Annotated in this window: 16 protein-coding genes and 2 tRNA genes; 9 read left to right on the forward strand and 9 right to left on the reverse strand. The window is 58.1% G+C overall.

The features are described 5' to 3' along the window. Positions 1–75 precede the first annotated feature (75 nt). Positions 76–315, forward strand: a complete 240-nt coding sequence (locus tag Q1B46_RS04465; RefSeq protein ID WP_299945135.1) for an Lrp/AsnC ligand binding domain-containing protein — start codon at positions 76–78, stop codon at positions 313–315. Here Q1B46_RS04465 and Q1B46_RS04470 read toward each other — a convergent pair. From Q1B46_RS04470 to Q1B46_RS04485, 4 genes are all read right to left on the reverse strand, one after another. After that, on the reverse strand, positions 312–1,178 hold the full coding sequence (locus Q1B46_RS04470; protein WP_299945138.1) for a GNAT family N-acetyltransferase: 867 nt from the start codon (positions 1,176–1,178) through the stop codon (positions 312–314). The genes Q1B46_RS04465 and Q1B46_RS04470 overlap by 4 nt on opposite strands. A gap of 2 nt (positions 1,179–1,180) precedes the next feature. Next, positions 1,181–2,428 carry a RidA family protein gene (locus Q1B46_RS04475; RefSeq protein ID WP_299945140.1) on the reverse strand — a complete coding sequence of 416 codons (1,248 nt, stop codon included), beginning with the start codon at positions 2,426–2,428 and terminating at the stop codon, positions 1,181–1,183. A gap of 116 nt (positions 2,429–2,544) precedes the next feature. After that, a tRNA-Gly gene (locus Q1B46_RS04480) sits at positions 2,545–2,619 on the reverse strand. A 33-nt stretch (positions 2,620–2,652) separates the two neighbouring features. Further along, positions 2,653–2,727: transfer RNA gene (locus tag Q1B46_RS04485), tRNA-Gly, on the reverse strand. A 147-nt stretch (positions 2,728–2,874) separates the two neighbouring features. On the opposite strand from Q1B46_RS04485, the gene Q1B46_RS04490 reads away from it, so the two are divergent. Further along, on the forward strand, positions 2,875–3,027 hold the full coding sequence (locus Q1B46_RS04490; RefSeq protein ID WP_299945142.1) for a hypothetical protein: 153 nt from the start codon (positions 2,875–2,877) through the stop codon (positions 3,025–3,027). 8 nt (positions 3,028–3,035) lie between these two features. Here Q1B46_RS04490 and Q1B46_RS04495 read toward each other — a convergent pair whose 3' ends face one another. The 3 genes from Q1B46_RS04495 to Q1B46_RS04505 form a co-directional block, all read right to left on the reverse strand. Beyond that, complete coding sequence (locus Q1B46_RS04495) at positions 3,036–3,419, reverse strand: MAPEG family protein (protein ID WP_299945144.1); 384 nt, start codon at positions 3,417–3,419, stop codon at positions 3,036–3,038. A gap of 71 nt (positions 3,420–3,490) precedes the next feature. Then, positions 3,491–6,928: a pyruvate carboxylase gene (locus Q1B46_RS04500; RefSeq protein ID WP_299945146.1), complete on the reverse strand. Its 3,438-nt coding sequence runs from the start codon at positions 6,926–6,928 to the stop codon at positions 3,491–3,493. Positions 6,929–7,277: 349 nt separating this feature from the next. Further along, positions 7,278–9,041, reverse strand: a complete 1,764-nt coding sequence (locus tag Q1B46_RS04505) for a diguanylate cyclase (protein WP_299945149.1) — start codon at positions 9,039–9,041, stop codon at positions 7,278–7,280. Between the two features lie 167 nt (positions 9,042–9,208). Here Q1B46_RS04505 and Q1B46_RS04510 point away from each other — a divergent pair, with 167 nt between their 5' ends. After that, positions 9,209–11,605, forward strand: coding sequence for an ATP-dependent helicase (locus Q1B46_RS04510; protein WP_299945152.1), 2,397 nt, complete (start codon positions 9,209–9,211; stop codon positions 11,603–11,605). Positions 11,606–11,608: 3 nt separating this feature from the next. Here the strand turns inward: Q1B46_RS04510 and Q1B46_RS04515 are convergent, their stop codons facing one another. Together Q1B46_RS04515 and Q1B46_RS04520 are read right to left on the reverse strand one after the other, a co-directional pair. Then, positions 11,609–11,899: a DUF1330 domain-containing protein gene (locus Q1B46_RS04515; protein ID WP_299945154.1), complete on the reverse strand. Its 291-nt coding sequence runs from the start codon at positions 11,897–11,899 to the stop codon at positions 11,609–11,611. A gap of 367 nt (positions 11,900–12,266) precedes the next feature. Beyond that, positions 12,267–12,491 (reverse strand): DUF1127 domain-containing protein, encoded by a 225-nt coding sequence (locus tag Q1B46_RS04520; protein ID WP_299668298.1) that lies wholly within the window; start codon positions 12,489–12,491, stop codon positions 12,267–12,269. Between the two features lie 900 nt (positions 12,492–13,391). On the opposite strand from Q1B46_RS04520, the gene mraZ reads away from it, so the two are divergent. From mraZ to murF, 6 genes are read left to right on the forward strand one after another with little or no spacing between them, the layout of a single operon-like run. Beyond that, positions 13,392–13,895, forward strand: coding sequence for a division/cell wall cluster transcriptional repressor MraZ (gene mraZ, locus Q1B46_RS04525; RefSeq protein ID WP_299945156.1), 504 nt, complete (start codon positions 13,392–13,394; stop codon positions 13,893–13,895). 4 nt (positions 13,896–13,899) lie between these two features. After that, a complete protein-coding gene (gene rsmH, locus Q1B46_RS04530) occupies positions 13,900–14,889 on the forward strand; it encodes a 16S rRNA (cytosine(1402)-N(4))-methyltransferase RsmH (RefSeq protein ID WP_299945771.1) in 990 nt (329 codons plus the stop codon). Further along, positions 14,886–15,254 (forward strand): cell division protein FtsL, encoded by a 369-nt coding sequence (locus Q1B46_RS04535; RefSeq protein ID WP_299668290.1) that lies wholly within the window; start codon positions 14,886–14,888, stop codon positions 15,252–15,254. The genes rsmH and Q1B46_RS04535 overlap by 4 nt, the downstream gene beginning before the upstream one ends. After that, a complete protein-coding gene (locus Q1B46_RS04540; protein WP_299945158.1) occupies positions 15,251–17,038 on the forward strand; it encodes a penicillin-binding protein 2 in 1,788 nt (595 codons plus the stop codon). Before Q1B46_RS04535 ends, Q1B46_RS04540 begins: the two co-directional genes overlap by 4 nt. 22 nt (positions 17,039–17,060) lie before the next feature. Continuing rightward, the gene (locus tag Q1B46_RS04545) at positions 17,061–18,542 is read left to right on the forward strand and encodes a UDP-N-acetylmuramoyl-L-alanyl-D-glutamate--2,6-diaminopimelate ligase (RefSeq protein ID WP_299945161.1); all 1,482 of its coding nucleotides are present in this window, start codon (positions 17,061–17,063) and stop codon (positions 18,540–18,542) included. Continuing rightward, a complete protein-coding gene (gene murF / locus Q1B46_RS04550) occupies positions 18,539–19,933 on the forward strand; it encodes a UDP-N-acetylmuramoyl-tripeptide--D-alanyl-D-alanine ligase (protein ID WP_299945163.1) in 1,395 nt (464 codons plus the stop codon). The genes Q1B46_RS04545 and murF overlap by 4 nt, the downstream gene beginning before the upstream one ends. Positions 19,934–19,939: the final 6 nt, after the last annotated feature.

Genomic DNA, 19,939 nt, shown 5'->3' on the forward strand with positions numbered 1-19,939 from the left:
AACTGTTGCGGGGGATTGCACCCACGCGCCGCCCGTGCCAGCCTGCGCACAACACGAACCAACAAGGCACGGCCCATGTCCACCTGCGTTTTCATCCAGATCCGCTGCAAACCCGGTAGCACCTACAAAGTGGCCGAGGAAATCGCCCTGCGCGAAATCCATTCCGAGCTGTACTCCACAAGCGGCGAATACGATCTAATGCTGAAACTCTATATCCCCGAAACCGAGGATGTCGGCCATTTCATCAACGAAAATCTGCTGGTGATTCCAAATATCGAACGTTCGCTGACCACGATGACGTTCAAGGTGTTTTAACCCAGCTCGAACGTCGTCACGCCGAAGATCCGGTTCAGATCGATCTCTGGTTCGTGATCCGAATACATCCGCGCGGTTTCAAAGACCTTCTCCAACCCCAGCGCATCGGCCAGTGCGAAGGCGGCGGCGTTGGGTTGAGGCATGTCGATGAATATCTCTTGCTCTGCGTGATCCTCTGGTATGGCGCTCAGCACCGAGGCCAGCAGCGCCTGCGCAATCTCAGAGCTATCCGCAAAAAGCGGCCCGATCTTGTAACCGGTCTGACACGGGCGAAGCGTCACATAGCCCCTGATCGCACCATTTTCAGTGAACACGCGCGACGCATGGCTGGGCGCGCTCAGCCAGTCATGCAGGAATACACCGCGCACGGCAGGGAAAAGGGCAAGGTCATAGGCCGCCAAATCATTTGAAGCGCTGGTCAGCGAAGCGATATTTGCCACGGGTTGCGGCCCGAGCGCCGCCAGGATTCCGTTTTTCGTTCCGACAAAGCGATAATTGTTGTAGGCAAAGCTAAAGCCGGACTTGCGATAGTTGTCCTGTTGCTCGACCACACCATCCAGCCCCATATTACGCCCCTTGCAATGGGCCAGCGCGTGTTGGGCGATTTCTAGCCCGTGACCCGATCCGCGAAACTCGGGCCGCACGATGTAGAATCCCAGGAACGAAAACGCATCGTCATAGTTTACCGCTGAAACCGATGCGATCATCTCGCCATCTAGAAACCCGCCCAGAAAACCATCCGGGTCCGTTGGGCGAAAGCACTCGGCATCATGTACCCCCGGGTTCCACCCCTCGCGCCCGGCCCAATCCACGGCGTGCTGCAGCTCGGCTGCGGTGAGCGGGCGTATATCATAGCGGGGCATCTTCAAACTCCTGTTTGCGCTGTGACCCTGGACCGGCTCGCATTGTCCAGTATCGCGATCGCCTCGATCTCGATCACCATGTCTTTGTAAATCAGCGCGGGCACGGGAATACCTGTGGTGGCCGGGCCAGGCGCAGAATATGAACCTGACCGGATCAGTAGATTCTCGTGCAAGGCCTCAGCCGAAGCGTTGCCCTGGTAGAAGGTCGTGACCTTGACAATATTGTCGAGCGTTGCTCCGAACTCGGCCAGCACTCGTGAGAGATTGTCCATCGCGACGCGGGTCTGGGCAACCATATCACCCGGGTGGACCACATTCGCCCCGCTATCCAAGGCAACCTGCCCGCCGATATGGATGACGTTATCGCACAAATTTCCGTGTTTATAGGGCAAGGGCGCAGTCCAGGTCCAATGACCTTCGGGCCAGGAAAATCGCTTTGTTTCGGTTGAACAGATTGCTGTCGCTGCGATTTTGACGGTCAACCCATCTTGGGCAAACCACGGCACGGGTATGCCTGTGGCAGCCGGGCCGGGATCTGCAAAATATTCGGCGCGTAGGCGGGCGGAGCGATCCCAGTCGCTGCCCAGCAAATCGTCCTTATAGAAGGTGTTCAGTTTGACCACGTCCGCGAAATCCGCCCCGACTGCGGCCAACGCTCGACCTAAACGCTCCATCGTTTGGGCGGTTTGCGTCGGGACATCCTCGGGGCTTGCAACCGTTCCCTGTGGGGTCAGGGCCGAGACTTCGCCGGTGAACACCATATTCCCTGCGCGCACGACATGTGAAAACGCAGGCGGGACAGGCGGCATATCGTCAAGGCGCAGGCATTGACGTTGAGTGCGTGTGCCGTCAGAGCCGCGCATGGCCACGCCTTCGATTTCGATCAACATATCCGGATAACAAAGTTCGGGCATATTGATCATGCTAATCACCGGCTGTGCCTTCACACCGATGATTTGCGCCAATTGATCCATCAGGCCGGATTCATCTGCGGCATCGCCCACATAGTAGACCACCAAGCGCACCAGATCGTCGAAATCGACGTCCAAATCTTGAAGCAATGTCGCCATGTAGGCCATTGCGTTGGCGCATTGAGTTGGTAAATCGCCAATATTGCGCACGTTTCCCTGCGCATCCAGATCGACTTGACCACCGGTAAAGATCAGCTCGCCTGCACGCACCGCATGGTGGTGGGTCAGCTTGACGGGCCAATCCCAATGCCCGTCGGGGAAACTGTATTGCCTGGCCAAATCGGTCCTCCCTGCATGCAACAACGCACGGGGACTAAAGCGAAATCAATACCAAAGCGCAACGCACTACGGGAGAGAGTTGGAGAAAGAGTTTGCAGTCTGGGACGTCTCGTATCTGGAGCGGGCGAGGCGATTCGAACGCCCGACCCTAACCTTGGCAAGGTTATGCTCTACCCCTGAGCTACGCCCGCATCAGATACATATGTGGTCCCAAGACCTCTCAATGGAGCGGGCGAGGCGATTCGAACGCCCGACCCTAACCTTGGCAAGGTTATGCTCTACCCCTGAGCTACGCCCGCGCCGTTGAGTGAGGAGGGATGTATTAATTCCCGCACGATGCTGCAAGCGGAAAAACACAATAAACCGCAAAAATCTTTCGACGGAAAAGCGGGGTTGGCGTGTTTAAGAGATATAGGATTCAGCGAAACGAGGGATAAGTAGTCGAAATGACAAGTTTTGCAGATATGAAAATGGCAGTGCTGGCTGCGCTGATCGTGTTGACCGCAGTTATCTGCGGTCAGACCAACGATAAGCTGGCGGATGCGCAACCTGTCTTCCCCCAAGCACCCTTGATCGAGACGCAGGTCCTGACGGGTTAGCCTCGCGCTTACACAGTCAGCACAAGATTCGCGATTGCGGCCACCAGAATAGAAGCGAACGTCAGCCCCATACCGATCTGACGCAGGACGATAATCTGGGGCGTCTTGCCAAATCCATAGGCGTGCAAAAGACGTCCTGCCAACAGCGACAGGCCCAGCAGATTCACAAGCCACCCGCCAGCGCCCTGCAATTCGACAATCGCGATCAGCAGCAATGCAAAAGGGGCGTATTCGGCGCAGTTCGCTTGCGTTCGCATCGCTTTGATCATCGCTTTGTCGCCGTGATCCCCGACCGAGATCTTGCCCCTCCGGCGTTGTAGGATGACGTTTATGCTAAGCGCAACAAACAGCAGGGCGATCAGCGCGGCGTAGATCGGGGTGATGGTCAGCATGGTGCCTCCTGATGTTGAAAGGGCCGCCCGGTTCCCCGAACGGCCCATATCAGATTAGAAGGCTAGACCGGTTATTCCAGTTCGACCAGCAGGTCCTTAGCGTCAATCTGACCGCCTGGCTGGACATGGACGGCCTTAACCACCGCGTCACGCTCGGCATGGATGCCGGTTTCCATCTTCATCGCCTCGATGGTCAACAGCAGATCGCCTTCCTTAACCTCCTGGCCAGCGACTGCGGCTACGGTTGCAACAACACCTGGCATTGGCGCGCCGATATGGTTCGGGTTGCCCACCTCGGCTTTGGGGCGTTGCGCTGTCGTGGCCTTCACCAACCGGTTCGGTACCCGGATCACGCGCGGCTGGCCGTTGAGTTCAAAGAACACTTTGACCTCGCCTTTTTCATCGGTCTCACTCATGGCCTGACAGCGGATTTCCAGGGTCTTGCCGGGGTCGATCTCGGCCGTGATCTCTTCGCCCGGCTCCATACCGTAGAAGAATGTGCGCGTAGGCAGGGTGCGAACCGGGCCATAGGTGCGGTGGCGACCCATGTAATCCAGGAACACCTTGGGATACATCAGGTACCCGTTCAGGTCCTCGTCATCGATTTCTTTGCCATCCAATTGCTTGGACAGATCGGCGCGGGTGGCCTCCAGATCGACGGCTTCGACACCTTTACCCGGGCGTTCTGTGTTTGGGGCCTCATCTTTGAGAACTTTGTTGATGATCGTATCAGGGAACCCGCCCGGAGGCTGACCCAGATTGCCGCGCATCATGTCCACGACCGAGTCGGGAAAGGCCACGTCAGTGCTTGGGTCTTCGACTTGCTCGCGCGTCAGATTCTGGCTGACCATCATCAGCGCCATGTCGCCAACGACTTTCGAAGACGGCGTTACCTTGACGATATCACCAAACATCTGGTTCACGTCGGCATACATCTGAGCGACCTCGTGCCAGCGTTCTTCCAGTCCAAGCGAACGCGCTTGGGCTTTGAGATTGGTGAACTGACCGCCGGGCATCTCGTGCAGATACACCTCGGACGCCGGGGCCTGAAGACTGGATTCAAAGGCCGCGTACTGGCCGCGCACCGCCTCAAAATAATCGCTGATCTCGCGGATCGCTTTGATGTCCAGTCCGGTGTCGCGCTCGGTATGGCGCAGGGCCTCGACCACCGTGCCCAGTGTTGCCTGCGAGGTGTTGCCGCTGAAGCTGTCCATCGCGCAATCCACTGCATCCACACCGGCCTCGGAAGCCGCCAGAATGGTGGCGCTGGCGATACCGGCTGTGTCATGGGTGTGGAAATGGATTGGCAGACCAACCTCTTCCTTCAGCGCGCGGATCAGGATACGAGCCGAGGCTGGTTTCAGCAGACCCGCCATATCTTTCAGACCCAGCACATGCGCGCCTGCGTCGCGCAGCTCTTTCGCCATGCCGACGTAGTATTTCAGATCGTACTTCGATCGGTCGGGGTCTAGAATGTCACCGGTATAGCAGACGGTGCCTTCACAGATTTTGCCGTTGTCAATGACGGCATCCATTGCAACACGCATATTCTCGACCCAGTTGAGTGAATCGAACACGCGGAACACGTCGATACCATTTGCGGCCTGACGTACAAACTCCTGCACCACATTGTCGGGATAGTTGGTGTAGCCAACCCCGTTCGCCCCACGCAGCAGCATCTGGGTCATCAGGTTCGGCATCGCTTCGCGCAGGTCGCGCAGACGCTGCCACGGGCACTCCTGCAGGAAGCGATAGGCTACATCGAAGGTCGCGCCGCCCCAGCATTCCACCGAGAACAACTGCGGCATGTTCGCCGCATAGGTCGGGGCAACCTTGATCATGTCGATCGATCGCATCCGCGTTGCCAGCAGCGACTGATGCCCGTCCCGCATAGTGGTGTCGGTGATCAGCAGCTGACGTTGGGCTTTCATCCAGTCGGCAACGGCCTGCGGGCCCTTCTGCTCCAACAAGTTGCGGGTGCCCATCTGCGGCTCGGCCTTGGGTGCAGGAGGCTTGGCTTCTTTCAGGTCGGCGCGCGGTTCCGGGCGATCCTTGGTTTCGGGGTGCCCGTTGACCGAGATGTCTGCAATATAGGTCAGAACCTTCGTGCCCCGGTCGCGACGTTTCTTGAACTGGAACAGGTCCGGCGTGTCGTCGATGAACTTGGTCGTGTATTCATTCGACAGGAAGATCGGGTGCTTCAGCAGGTTTTCGACAAAGGCTATGTTGGTACTGACGCCGCGCACGCGGAACTCACGCAGGGCGCGGTCCATCCGGGCAATGGCCTTTTCGGGCGTAGGCGCCCATGCGGTGACCTTGGTCAGCAGCGAGTCGTAATACCGTGTGATCACCCCGCCCGCATACGCGGTGCCGCCATCCAGACGGATGCCCATGCCAGTGGCCGAGCGATAGGCGGTGATGCGGCCATAATCGGGGATAAAGTTGTTCAGCGGATCTTCGGTCGTGACCCGTGTCTGCAGGGCGTGACCGTTCAGACGGATATCTTCCTGACTATCTTTACCGGTGGCTTCGGCCAAAGTTTTGCCTTCGGCGATCAGGATCTGAGCCTGCACGATGTCGATGCCGGTGACTTCTTCGGTGACGGTGTGTTCCACCTGTACCCGGGGGTTGACCTCGATAAAGTAAAACTTGCCGGTGTTCATATCCATCAGGAATTCAACCGTACCGGCGCATTCATAGTTTACGTGGGCGCAGATACGGCGCCCCAACTCGCAAATCTCGACGCGTTGTTCGTCCGTCAGGTATGGGGCAGGGGCCCGTTCGACGACTTTCTGGTTCCGGCGCTGAACCGAGCAGTCCCGTTCATAGAGGTGATAGATCTCACCATGCTTGTCGCCCAAGATCTGCACTTCGACGTGGCGCGCACGGATGATCATCTTCTCCAGATAGCCTTCACCATTGCCGAACGCTGCTTCGGCCTCACGGCGGCCTTCCAGCACTTTCTCTTCCAGCTCATCCTCGGACAGAATCGGACGCATACCGCGTCCGCCGCCGCCCCAGCTGGCCTTGAGCATAAGCGGATATCCGATCTCGGCCGCTTCGGCCTTGATCGCCGCCATGTCATCTCCCAGAACTTCGGTCGCTGGGATAACAGGGACGTCGGCGGCGACCGCCACTTTCCGGGCGCTTGCCTTATCTCCCAGCGCGCGCATGGTTTCGGCCTTGGGGCCGATGAACGTGATACCGTTCTGAACGCAGGCATCTACAAAATCCGGGTTCTCGGACAGAAGGCCATAGCCCGGGTGGATCGCGTCCGCGCCGCTTTCCTTGGCAACGCGTATTATTTCATCAATCGACAGATAAGCCGCAACCGGCCCCATCCCTTCACCAATGCGATAAGCCTCATCCGCCTTGAAACGATGCAGGCCTAATTTGTCTTCCTCGGCAAAAACCGCGACGGTGCGCTTACCCATCTCGTTGGCTGCCCGCATGACGCGGATGGCAATTTCGCCGCGGTTGGCGATCAGGATTTTCTTGAAGTCTGTCATTTCAGGTCCCGGTCATTACTTGGTGTGGCCTTGTGAATAGGCGGACAATGCGACCACGTACACATGTAGTTCCGGGTAGAGCCAGCATGTTAACGCTCTCAAGCGCAGCTCATCGCCACTTTTCCGCGCACATGCTGCATCGCAGCATCAATTGCTGTATCTATGTTGCAATTTTTTTATGCACCACGCGGCTGATGTTTTGAAAATCACCGCATGAACCAGCTTTGATCGGCCTGATTCGGAGTTATTGGAAACTCGAAGCATCCAAGCCATCGATAACCTGTCGGCGTTCCTTTCGGATAAGATCACCTATCGCAAGACACCAAGACGCTGGGATCTGAGTTGGGGTTCAGGACGCTGCCGCCTTCTTTCGGTCGACAATGCCCGAGGCGGCATTGCCAGTTTTTCCGACCTGCACTTGATTCCGGCCCTTGTCCTTTGCGGCATAAAGCGCGTCGTCGGCCACGCGCATCAAATCCTGTGGCATCACGCCATGTGTCGGATAATGTGCAACCCCAACCGAGATCGTGATGCGCGGTAACGATTTCTCACCGTACCGGACCGAGATTGCCTCGACCGCCTGTCGCAGCTGTTCAGCCCGTGTCATGGCCTCGTCCGGGGTGTTGTCTGGCAGGATCAGCGTGAATTCTTCGCCACCGATCCGGCAGGCGATTTCATCACGATCACATCCTTGTTCAAGGGCCGCCCCCACTGCGCGCAACACCATGTCGCCTGCGTCATGCCCATGGGTGTCGTTGAACTTCTTGAAATGATCCACATCTACTGCGATCAGGCTTAACGGCGCGCCGGTCTGCTGGCTGCGGCCGATGGATTTGCGCAGTGTTTCGGTCATGTGGCGACGGTTGAATAGTCCGGTCAGCGGGTCGCGGACGGACTGGTCATGCAACTGATCCCGCATCCTGACGTTTGCGATGGCCATGCTGATCTGTTCCGCACAGAGCTGCGCCAGTTTCTTACTGTCGTGAAAGGCGTCATTTCTGCCCTCATGCGCACGCAGATGCAGCAATCCCACCGTCTCGCCATGGGCAAGAATGGGAAAGCAGAAATATGGCCGCCCGTCATGCGGTTCGGCATGTTCGCAAACGAAATCGATCTCGGATGCACCAAATTCATAGGTTCTGCCGCGCCGTAGGCCCCAGCAGCCCTCGGGGTGGATATGCGCCTTGTGCGAGCCACCATTCCAACTGGCACACCCGTCCAGAACATCGCGTGAGTTGGAATAGACATACACGCTGCCCTCGGCCTCGGGCAGAATATGGGTCATAAAGCGCGATACCATGTCAAAAAGCTCATCGAGCGAGCGGCTGGATTGCAGCCACTCGTTCAGTTCACCCAACAGCCGGACCTCGCGTGCCAGACGCAACTGATCGTCCATCAACTCACGTTCCTTGGCCGCGCGCACCCTTAAATCACGCACCTGCCGACGATTGGAGCGGTAAATCACCAAAATCACCACTGTCAACGCCAGCAAGGCCACGCCGCATAGCACAGCCAATGACCACCGGACGCGCGTGATGAACAAATCCCGCTGCTGCGTGATGTCCGAATAGAACTCGATCGCGCCCAGAAACTGCCCGTCCTTGATAACGGGCGTATAAATCTCGGCGACGTGGCAGGTTTTCTTGCCGGACCCGGCCATCAATTCGTGATTCAATCCGCTGACCTCGGCAATGGGCTTTTCCTCATGTTTGTAAAAGGATCCGCCGGTTGCGAGGATCTCCTGAAAGTAAGGCTTTGAGTTCAGTGACCCGATATCCGCCGAGCGCGTTGACCAGAACACACGACCTTCGCTATCAAACAGTTTGAAGCGGTAAATATCCGATGTTTCGGGCAGAAGCTCTAAAAACTCTTGATCGTGTTCATCCAGGATGCCGCGTTTGAACGTGGCCTCGACATCATGCAGATGCGAGGAAACTTGCTGATTTAACTGTGCCGCGCGGTGTCGCAGATCCGATTCCAGCATGCGGTCGACCACTGGGGCGGGAATTGCGTATATCCCCCAGCCAGCCAGCGCCGTCAGCACGATTAGCATTAGCGAAATGCCTGCAACCTTCAGGCCAGAGGTCCGGCCCGTTTTGTCTATCTGTTTCATAACCCGCGCTCCCACAGCAATGTGGTCAGCATCATTGGCAAGGTTTGACAACGGGTTAATGGCAGCGGGTCTTTGTTTAGAATTGAGTGGAAAGCACTGCAAATTTCTTGTGAACAAGCCGTGAACAAACCCTTTCCCTTCGTACACATCCGGCGTAGTTTGGAGCTATGAGCAGTTTTGACGAAATGGACGCCTTCGAAGGCGCATCGCTGTCGGCGCGGGCGATGCCTGCGACCTCGGCAGAGTACCTCAACGATCTCAACCCGGCGCAGCGCGAAGCGGTTGAACGGCTGGACGGTCCGGTGCTGATGTTGGCGGGTGCGGGAACGGGCAAGACCAAGGCGCTGACCGCGCGGATCACTCACCTGCTCAGGTCCCACCGCGTGCGCGAGAATGAAATTCTGGCGGTGACTTTCACCAACAAGGCCGCGCGCGAGATGAAGGTGCGGGTCGGGCGTATGCTGGGTCGACCCGCCGAGGGGATGCCCTGGCTGGGTACATTTCACGCGATCTGCGTCAAGCTGTTGCGTCGCCATGCGGAACTGGTCGGGTTGAAGTCAAACTTCACTATTCTGGATACAGATGATCAGAAACGTTTGCTCAAACAGCTAACTCAGGCCGCAAACATTGATGACAAACGCTGGCCCGCGCGGATGCTGGCCGGGATTATTGATGACTGGAAAAACCGCGCGCTGACGCCCGACAAAGTGCCTGCTGCTGACGCGGGGGCTTATAATCATAAGGGTATTGAACTTTACGCCCAGTACCAGACCCGTCTGCGCGAGCTGAACGCGGTAGATTTCGGAGACCTGCTGCTGCACATGGTCACGATTTTTCAGACCCACCCGGATGTATTGGAACAATACCAGCGTTGGTTCCGCTACATCCTTGTGGACGAGTATCAGGATACCAATGTCGCCCAGTACCTCTGGCTGCGGCTGCTGGCTGCTAGACACAAGAACATCTGCTGCGTCGGCGATGATGATCAGTCGATCTATGGCTGGCGTGGGGCCGAGGTCGGTAACATTCTGCGGTTCGAAAAGGATTTCCCCGGCGCATTCGTGGTGCGGCTGGAACAGAACTACCGCTCAACCCCGCATATTCTGGCTGCTGCCTCCAACGTCATTCGTGGCAACGAGAGCCGTTTGGGCAAAGAGCTTTGGACTGATCGGGAAGAGGGCGAGAAGGTTCGCCTGATTGGCCATTGGGATGGCGAGGAAGAGGCGCGCTGGATCGGAGAGGAGATCGACGCGATGCAGGGCGGTACACGCGGCGCGCGGCCGATGAACCTCGACGAGATGGCCATTCTTGTGCGCGCTTCGCACCAGATGCGGGCGTTTGAGGATCGGTTTCTGACCATTGGCCTGCCCTACAGGGTCATCGGAGGCCCTCGGTTCTATGAGCGGATGGAGATTCGCGATGCCATGGCCTATTTCCGGCTGGTGGTCAGCCCCGAGGACGATCTGGCGTTTGAGCGGATCGTGAACACACCCAAACGCGGCCTTGGCGACAAGGCGCAGCAGACAATTCAAGTGGTGGCGCGTGAGAACGGGGTGTCTCTGGTCCAAGGGGCAAGGATCGCCGTCGACAACGGTTTGATCAAGGGCAAGGGCAGCAAGGCGCTGCGCGAACTGATCGACGGGCTGGCGCGGTGGAACGCGATGACGCGCGGGCCTCGGATCGAAGTGGATGATGACACAGTGATCGATGATGGCGTATCGCCGATCCGTTATGGCGCGCCCGAGCATACACATATCGAGCTGGCGCAGATCATCCTCGACGAATCCGGCTATACCGACCATTGGCAGAACGAGAAGACACCCGAGGCGCCGGGACGGCTGGAAAACCTTAAGGAACTGGTCAACCAGTTGGACAATTTCGAGAACCTGCAGGGGTTTTTGGAGCATGTCAGCCTGGTGATGGACAATGAGCAGGATAGCGACGGGGCCAAGGTTTCGATCATGACCCTGCACGCGGCCAAGGGATTGGAATTTCCTGCCGTATTCCTACCGGGGTGGGAGGATGGGTTATTCCCCTCGCAGCGCTCGATGGACGAAACGGGCCTCAAAGGTCTCGAAGAGGAAAGACGATTGGCCTATGTCGGCATTACCCGCGCCGAAGAGGTCTGTACGATTTCCTTTGCCGCGAACCGGAGGGTCTTTGGACAGTGGCAGAACTCTATGCCGTCCCGATTTATTGATGAGCTTCCCGAGGACCATGTAGAGGTCCTGACGCCTCCGGGGCTCTATGGTGGTGGTCAGCAGAGCGCGGGGATCGAAACCCGTGCGGCCGAGGCGAATGTCTATAACTCTCCGGGATGGAAGCGGTTACAGGCGCGGCAGGGGCAATATGGCATGTCTCAACCCAAAGAAAGCCGGAACACGGTGATCGATGCCACAGCGGTGGCAAGCTTCACGCTGGGCGAACGAGTGTTTCACCAGAAATTCGGCTATGGTGCGGTAATCGGTATTGAGGGTGACAAAGTCGAGGTTGATTTCGACAAGGCGGGGACGAAGAAAGTGGTTTCGCGCTTTCTGAGCGCTAAGGACGACGTGCCGTTTTGAAGCTTACAACCCTTCGACCAGCACAAGATTCGCCGTCGCCGTTTTTTGCCTGATCCTGGCCAGTTCAAGATAGTCTGGGTCGTCTTTCCAGGCCTTTGCGGCAGCCATGTCCGGGAACTCCATCAAGACGATACCGTCTTCTGCCCAACTGCCTTCGACGATCTCGACGGGTTTTGAGGAAATGGTCAATAGGCGCCCGCCATGCCGGTCAAAGATCGGCATGAAGCCTTCGAGGTATTTCTGATAGCCCTCGGGGTCATGAATGGAAATCTGGGCGATGAAATTGGCGGCCATGGGATACTCCTGAAAATAGTTTACGGCCTCAGCTTACATCTTGCGTATCAAAACGAAAAACGGCGGTTCCCAGGGAGGAGGGAAACCGCCGTTCTTTTCTACATCAGGACAGGGAGGAGGAGAGCCCCGATGTATCCGAACCCGGGTCTGATCCCGGTATGAGGAAGACGCGGCGACGTCAGGGAGGAGGCGTCGCCGCGCGCTTTCAACATCGAGGCAGGGAGGAGGAGAGCCCCGATGTATCAGGTTCCGGCGCTTAGGGCCGGTATAAGGTGCGGCAACGTCAGGGAGGAGGAGAGACGCTGCCGCAGAAATACAGATCCGAAAGGGAGGAGGACGGACCTGATCTCGGTGTTTCGTGTCGCGCTTACTGCGCGGTGTGTTCGACGGTGGCCTGCATGGCAAGCTGGCGGATCATCGAGCGATGCAAGCCAAGATCGGCCAGTTCGCGGTCCGATAGCCCCGACAATTGTTTTACGGTCTGGCGGTACAGGCGGTAACGTACGAAACGTGCTACTGCGGCTTCGATCAGGGTGGCGATCCCAAATGAGGGGGTGCCTTTTAGAGTTGTATGTGCGCTTGCTACTGCCATCGTCTTCATCCGTTCATTCTTGCTGTCACCGGTGATGTCCGGCGTTTGCTTGAGATTGAAAATAGGCAAATGCTGCAATTGCACAATAGCCCACGCCATCAATGCCGCTATGCAGCAAATGCATGGATTGTTGTGACTTTCCAACCCAACCTGATAATCGCTTTGAAAACATAGGTTCTCGCGCGTGGTTGGCATTTTGCCTCGTCAGAGGTTCTGAGTATGGGTGCTTGTCCTTTGAACAAGATAGCCACTTTCTTGGGCGTGTTTTGCCCGCGCCTATTTGGGGAAGGCGCCCTTGTAGTGGGTCCAATCAGCGTTTCGGCGACGCAATGGGAAAGCATGGGCCAGGCATGGGAATAGCCTGTCATCGGTTTACGAATCGAATAATGAAACTGGATTTGACTGTCTTTTCCGGTGACTTTTCGCAAAACTGATAAATTATTGGGAAATGATGGGAGAAAATTTCTCATGACCAATTTGTGGACATGTGGTAGCTGGCATCCAGTATGCTACAATTTATAGTATCTCACTCGCTCAATTTGTTTTCTTTACGACAGTTTTGGTGCCTAAACCTGCTGTCGCCATGTAATATTTTGGTTGATTTCCATGATTTCCCATGGCATCCCTTACTTACCCGATGAGGGCGAGGACAGTTAAGGGGCACCAAACGACCCCGAACCAAAAATATAAAAACAGGTTTCATACAGGCATCTCGCTTTCATCAAACTACAGATCCGGCGCGCGGGCGAGCAGACATCCCCCCAGGTGGCGCGCGCAGCTGGACATCCCGCTTAGCGGGTCAATGCGGCGGGTTGATCAGTGGCAGCAGATCAACCCGCCGTTTTTCCTTCCGGGGGAACGTGAATTTCTGGTGGGGCGCAAGCGAAAGGGACAGTCGTCTTGGCGCGCAGGTTTAGAGGTGAAAGCCACCATAAGGTGGACACGAAGGGCAGGGTCTCGATCCCGGCCTCGTTTCGCCGTGTGCTTGAATCGTCCGATCCCAACTGGCAGCCCGGTGACAATCCAGAGCTTGTGATTGTCTATGGCGACCACCGCCGCAAATACCTTGAATGCTATACGATGCAGGCGATTGATGAGGTCGACGCCAAGATCGATGCGTTGCCGCGCGGCTCGATGCAGCGTCGGATGTTGCAACGGATGTTCCATGGTCAGTCCTTCCCGACCAATGTGGATGAAACCGGACGGTTGGTGATGCCCGCCAAGCTGCGCAACAAGATCGACCTTGAGAATGAGGCGTTCTTTATCGCCGCCGGTGACACGTTCCAAATCTGGAAGCCCGAAACATACGAGGCCGAGGAACTGGCCACGACCGAGGAATGGCTTGACGATCTGCCCGAGGATTTCGATCCGATGCAGTATCTCGATGGCATTGGGGATGGGTGACGGCATGGCCGGCGCTCAGACCTCTTCGAAACCACACATCCCTGTTCTGTTGCGTCCTTTGTTGGCTGCCGTCGCGCCGGTATCCGGTGTCTGGCTAGATGGCACCTTTGGTGCAGGCGGATATACGCGCGGCTTGCTTGATGCTGGGGCCGATAAGGTCATTGGCGTCGATCGCGATCCACTGGCCTTTGAAATGGCCGCAGGTTGGGCTGGGGAATATGGTGACCGGTTGGTGATGCAGCAGGGCGTGTTCTCGCGCATGGATGAATACGCACAGGATTTAGACGGCGTGGTGCTGGATCTAGGCGTCTCGTCAATGCAATTGGATCAGGCTGAACGCGGCTTTTCCTTCATGAAAGACGGCCCGCTGGACATGCGCATGAGCCAGGATGGAGAAAGCGCGGCCGATCTGGTCAACACCGCGACCGAAGCACAACTGGCTGATATCCTGTTCCATTTCGGAGAAGAGCGCGCCAGCCGACGTATTGCGAAATCTATTGTCAAGGCGCGGGCTGAGGAGCCGATTACGACGACACTTCGTCTGGCCGAGATCGTCGAATCCTGCCTGCCGCGCCCGAAACCCGGTCAATCGCACCCGGCAACGCGCAGCTTTCAAGGACTGCGGATCGCGGTGAACGCGGAATATGAAGAGCTGTTTCAGGGCCTTATGGCTGCCGAGCGGGCGTTAAAGCCTGGCGGGAAACTGGCCGTTGTCACATTCCATTCTATCGAAGACCGGATGGTTAAGCGGTTCTTGCAATCGCGTGCAGGCAAGACAGGTCGCGCCAACCGCTATGCGCCAGAGATGCAGGAAGACCAGCCGCAATTCACGCTGAAAACCCGCAAGGCCGTGGGCCCGGATGATGAGGAACTACTCGAGAACCCGCGCTCGCGCTCGGCCAAGCTGCGTGTTGCAATACGAACAGATGCACCGGCGGGGGAAATTGAGGCGCGCGCCATCGGCACGCCGCAACTGGGGGGACGGGCAAGATGAAGAGTATTTTGTATGTGTTGACGGCCCTTTCCGTCTTTGGACTGGCGCTGTGGGCCTATCAGGAAAACTATCGCACACAGCAGGTGCTGAAAGAAACGCAATCGCTGCAGCAGGAAATCGGCATGGCGCAGGTCCGGCTGGCGGTGCTGAACGCCGAGTGGGCTTATCTGAACCGGCCTGACCGGTTGCGCGAGCTGGCCGATCTGAACTTCGAACGCCTCGGCCTGTTGCCGCTGCGGGCTGAGCAATTCGGTCGTGCCGATCAGATTTCTTATGGCGAAGACCCGGACCTGCCTATCGTTGATCCGCTTGAGCTGCAGGAAATCAAGGATGTTCAGGCGCTGGGTGAGGTGCAATTCCCATGACCCGCACACCGCTCCGCCCTCTGGCCCGTATCCTCGACGCTCGCGCCAAGGGTGAGAACCCCAAGGTGATTGAGCGCGAGAATATCCGCAAGCGTCACGAAGACATGAAGGACACCGCCCGCGCGCGGGCCGAAGGCCGCCTGCTGGTGCTGGGCCTGTTCTTCTTCTGCGCATTCTCGGTCGTGGGCTTCCGCATGGGCGTTCTGGCAACGTCGGAGGCACAGGAACCGCTTGCCAGCGCACCCGGAGCCTCCATCGCCATGCAGCGCGCCAATATCGTCGACCGTGAAGGCCGTATTCTGGCGACCAATCTGGATACCTATTCCGTCTACGCGCAGCCGCCCCTGATGATTGATCCGATTGCGGCTGCCGATCAACTGGTTGCGATCTTCCCTGATTTGGAAAAAGAGCGTCTGGTCAAGGACTTCACCGGAGGACGCAAGTTCCTGTGGATCAAGAAACGCATCTCGCCTGAGCAGAAACAGGCTGTGCATGACATCGGTGATCCGGGCATCCTGTTCGGTCCGCGCGAAATGCGGCTATATCCGAATGGTCGTCTGGCTGCGCATATTCTGGGCGGTTCCGGTTTTGGTCGTGAAGGTGTCAGCGCTGCTGAAGTCATCGGCGTGGCGGGCGTGGAAAAACAATTCGACGACTATTTGCGCGACCCGGCCAACGGCAACAAGCCTTTGCAACTATCGTTGGACCTGACCGTTCAGGCGGCCGTTGAACAGGTGCTTTTTGGTGGCATGAAGATCATGAACGCCAAGGGCGCGTCGGCTGTGCTGATGAATGCGCATACGGGTGAGGTGGTATCCGCCTCGTCGCTGCCGTCATTCGATCCCAACGACCGCCCACGCCCGCCAACCTCGGGAATTGATCCATCGGACAGCCCGCTGTTCAACCGCTATGTGCAGGGCGTATATGAACTCGGTTCAGTGTTCAAAATCTTCACGGCCGCGCAGGCGGTGCAGCTGGGTTTGGTGAATTCCAACACGATCATCGACACGTCCGGCCCGATGAAAATCGGGCGCTTCCCGATTGGGGAATTCAACGGCAAGAACTATGGCGAGATCAGTGTGGCGGATGTGATCGTCCACAGCTCGAATCGGGGCACCGGGCGGTTGGCGCTGCAGATCGGCGGTAAGCGGCAGCAGGAGTTTTTGCGTTCGCTGGGCATGTTTGATCCGACCCCTTTCGAGATTGTCGAAGCCAAGGGCGGTGAACCCCTCAAGCCGAAGAAATGGGGTGAGCTGAGCACAGTGACCATCTCGTACGGTCACGGCTTATCAACCAGCCCGATGCATTTGGCGGCAGGATATGCGGCGATCGCCAATGGCGGGCACTATGTCAGCCCAACCATCCTGCGCCGTAATGGTTCGCAATACGGGCCTCGGGTGATGTCCGAGAACACCGCCAAGCAGGCACAAGCGATGCTGCGCAAGGTGGTCACCGAAGGCACGGCCAGCTTTGGCGATGTGGAGGGTTATGATGTGGCGGGCAAGACCGGCACAGCCGACAAACCCAAGCCGCGCGGTGGCTATTATGATGACAAGGTGATCGCGACTTTTGCCACGATCTTCCCGGCCTACGATCCGAAATATGTGTTGATCGTCACTTTGGATGAACCGTCGATCGTAGCGTATGGCGAAAAGCGCCGCACAGCGGGTTGGACTGCCGTACCTGTTGCTGCCGAATTGATCGCGCGCATCGCGCCATTGCTTGGCCTCAGACCCCGGCTTGAGCCTGAGGCGCGCGCTGCTATAACGCTGACCTCAAATTAGGCTGTCCGACAAGAGGTGGGTCATGGGCAATCGGTCAAAGAAACTCAGCCAACTGGCCCTGACCGCGCGGGGCGGGGCGAATCCTGACATCACCGGATTGGCCGTCGATAGCCGCGAGGTTAAAGACGGTTTTCTTTTCGCAGCCCTTCCCGGCACGCGGGTCCATGGCGGTGAGTTCATCCAATATGCCCTGCGCATGGGGGCCGCCGCCGTCCTGACTGACGCCAAAGGGGCCGAGATTGCGGTCCAAGAGCTGACCGCCTCCGACGCTGCGTTGATCGTGACCGAAGACCCACGTCAGGCGCTGGCAGGTGCCGCCGCGCTGTGGTTCGGCGCGCAGCCGGAAACAATCGTGGCTGTCACCGGCACCAATGGCAAAACTTCAGTTGCCAGTTTCGTGCGCCAGATTTGGACCGAACTGGATCTTGCCGCCGTCAACCTCGGCACCACCGGGGTCGAAGGTGCATGGACCGCGCCACTGGCGCACACGACGCCTGAACCGATCACACTGCACCGCTGTTTGGCCGAGGCAACCGAGAACGGTGTGACACACGCGGCGATGGAGGCCTCGTCCCATGGCCTCGAACAGCGCCGTCTGGACGGCGTGCATCTGAGCGCGGCCGGGTTCTCGAACTTCACGCAGGACCATCTGGATTATCACGACACGTTTGAGGCTTACTTCGCTGCCAAGGCGGGTCTGTTTGATCGGGTGCTGCCCGAAGATGGGGTCGCGGTGATTAATCTCGGCGACCAGAAAGGCGCTGAAATACGCAAGATTGCCGAGGCGCGTGGTCAGAACATTATTACCGTCGGACCAGAAGGAGCCGACCTTTGCCTGCTGAATCAACGCTTTGACGCGACCGGGCAGGACTTGCGCTTTTCATGGAAGGGAAAAACCTACCAGACACGTCTGAACCTGATCGGCGGGTTTCAGGCCGAAAACGTTTTGCTCGCCTGCGGACTTGTCATCGCGGCGGGCGAGGACCCCGACCGCGTGTTTGAAACCCTTCCGCATCTCACAACGGTTCGGGGACGGATGCAACTGGCGGCCACGCGAGACAATGGTGCTGCGGTATTCGTCGACTACGCCCATACGCCGGACGCTGTCGCCACTGCGCTGAAAGCGATGCGCCCCCATGTCATGGGCCGTCTGATCGCCATCGTTGGTGCAGGGGGCGACCGTGACGCCACCAAACGCCCGCTCATGGGACAGGCGGCGACGGAAAACGCCGATCTGGTTTTCGTCACCGATGACAACCCGCGCAGTGAAGACCCCGCCACCATCCGCGCCGCTGTCATGCTGGGCGCGCCCGAAGCCACCGAAGTCGGCGACCGGGCCGAGGCCATTCTGCGTGGCATCGACGCCCTGCAACCCGGCGACGCCTTGCTGATCGCAGGCAAGGGCCATGAGACCGGTCAGATTGTCGGCGATCAGGTTCTGCCCTTCGATGACGTGGAACAGGCCAGCATCTCGGTCGCAGCCTTGGACGGGAGGGTCGCATGACGCTCTGGACTGCAACTGAGGCCGCAGAGGCCACTAAGGGCCGTACCGCCACCGATTGGAAGGTGAACGGCGTCTCGATCGACACCCGCACCCTGCAACCGGGCGATCTGTTTGTAGCCCTCAAAGCCGTCCGTGACGGCCATGATTTCGTCGCTCAGGCGCTGGAGAAAGGAGCCGGTGCAGCGTTGGTGTCCCATATCCCCGAAGGCGTGCCCAAGGATGCGCCGCTGTTGATCGTCGATGACGTGCAGTCTGGGCTCGAGGCGTTGGGGCAGGCGGCCCGCGCCCGCACGGCAGCGCGTGTTGTGGGGGTGACCGGCAGCGTCGGCAAGACCTCCACTAAGGAAATGTTGGCCAGCATTCTGGAAACGCAAGGCAAAACCCATGCCAGCGTCGCCAGCTACAACAACCATTGGGGCGTGCCGCTGACGCTGGCACGAATGCCGCGTGACACCGAATTTGCCGTCATCGAGATCGGCATGAACCACCCGGGCGAAATCGCCCCGTTGGCGCGTCAGACGCAACCGCATTTGGGGCTGGTGACCACGGTGGCAGCGGTGCATCTCGAAGCCTTCGACTCGGTCGCAGGTATTGCCCATGAAAAGGCTGCGATCTTTGATGGACTCACCGAAGGTGGAGCAGCCATCGTCAACGCCGACATAGAACACGCCGACATCCTGCGCCACTGCGCGCAGGCCCAGGATGCAAAGATTGTTGAGTTCGGTCGCTCGGCTCGAGACTATGCGTTGACAAAAATTGAACAAGGCTCAGACAGCCTTCATGCACAAGGCAGCGCGCGCGGACAGGCAATTTCATTCGAAGTGCAGTCTGCGGGTACACATTTTGCCATGAACGCACTGGGTGCTCTGGCATCTTGTGTCGAACTGGGCGTTGATTTGGATCAGGCCATTGCTGGCCTGCGCCGCTGGTCCCCCGTCAAAGGGCGCGGTGTACGCGAGATGATCGCGCTGCGGGATGGCGGGCAGATCGAACTGCTCGATGACAGCTATAACGCCAATCCAACCTCGATGGAGGCTGCTCTCGACGTGCTGGCTGCGTCGGCAGGTAAGCGCAAGATCGCGTTTCTGGGCGATATGAAAGAACTCGGAGCGCAGGAACAGGCGATGCATGCAGCGATGGCAGACGTTGCGGCGATGAAGCAGGTCGATCAGGTCCATTGCATCGGTCCTCTGATGCAGGCGCTGCATCAGGCGCTGCCGGAAGGCAAGCGCGGGCTCTGGGCCGCGACGAGCGCCGAAATGGCCGCACAACTGCCCGAATTGATCCGCGATTGCGATGCGGTGCTGGCCAAGGGTTCGCTCAGCATGGCATTGGCGCAGATTGTTGACGGTCTGCGGAAAATGGGGCAAGGGGGCGCGCTTGAGTCATAAGCGTGG

This window comes from uncultured Ruegeria sp. (assembly GCF_947500045.1).
GTDB lineage: Bacteria > Pseudomonadota > Alphaproteobacteria > Rhodobacterales > Rhodobacteraceae > Ruegeria.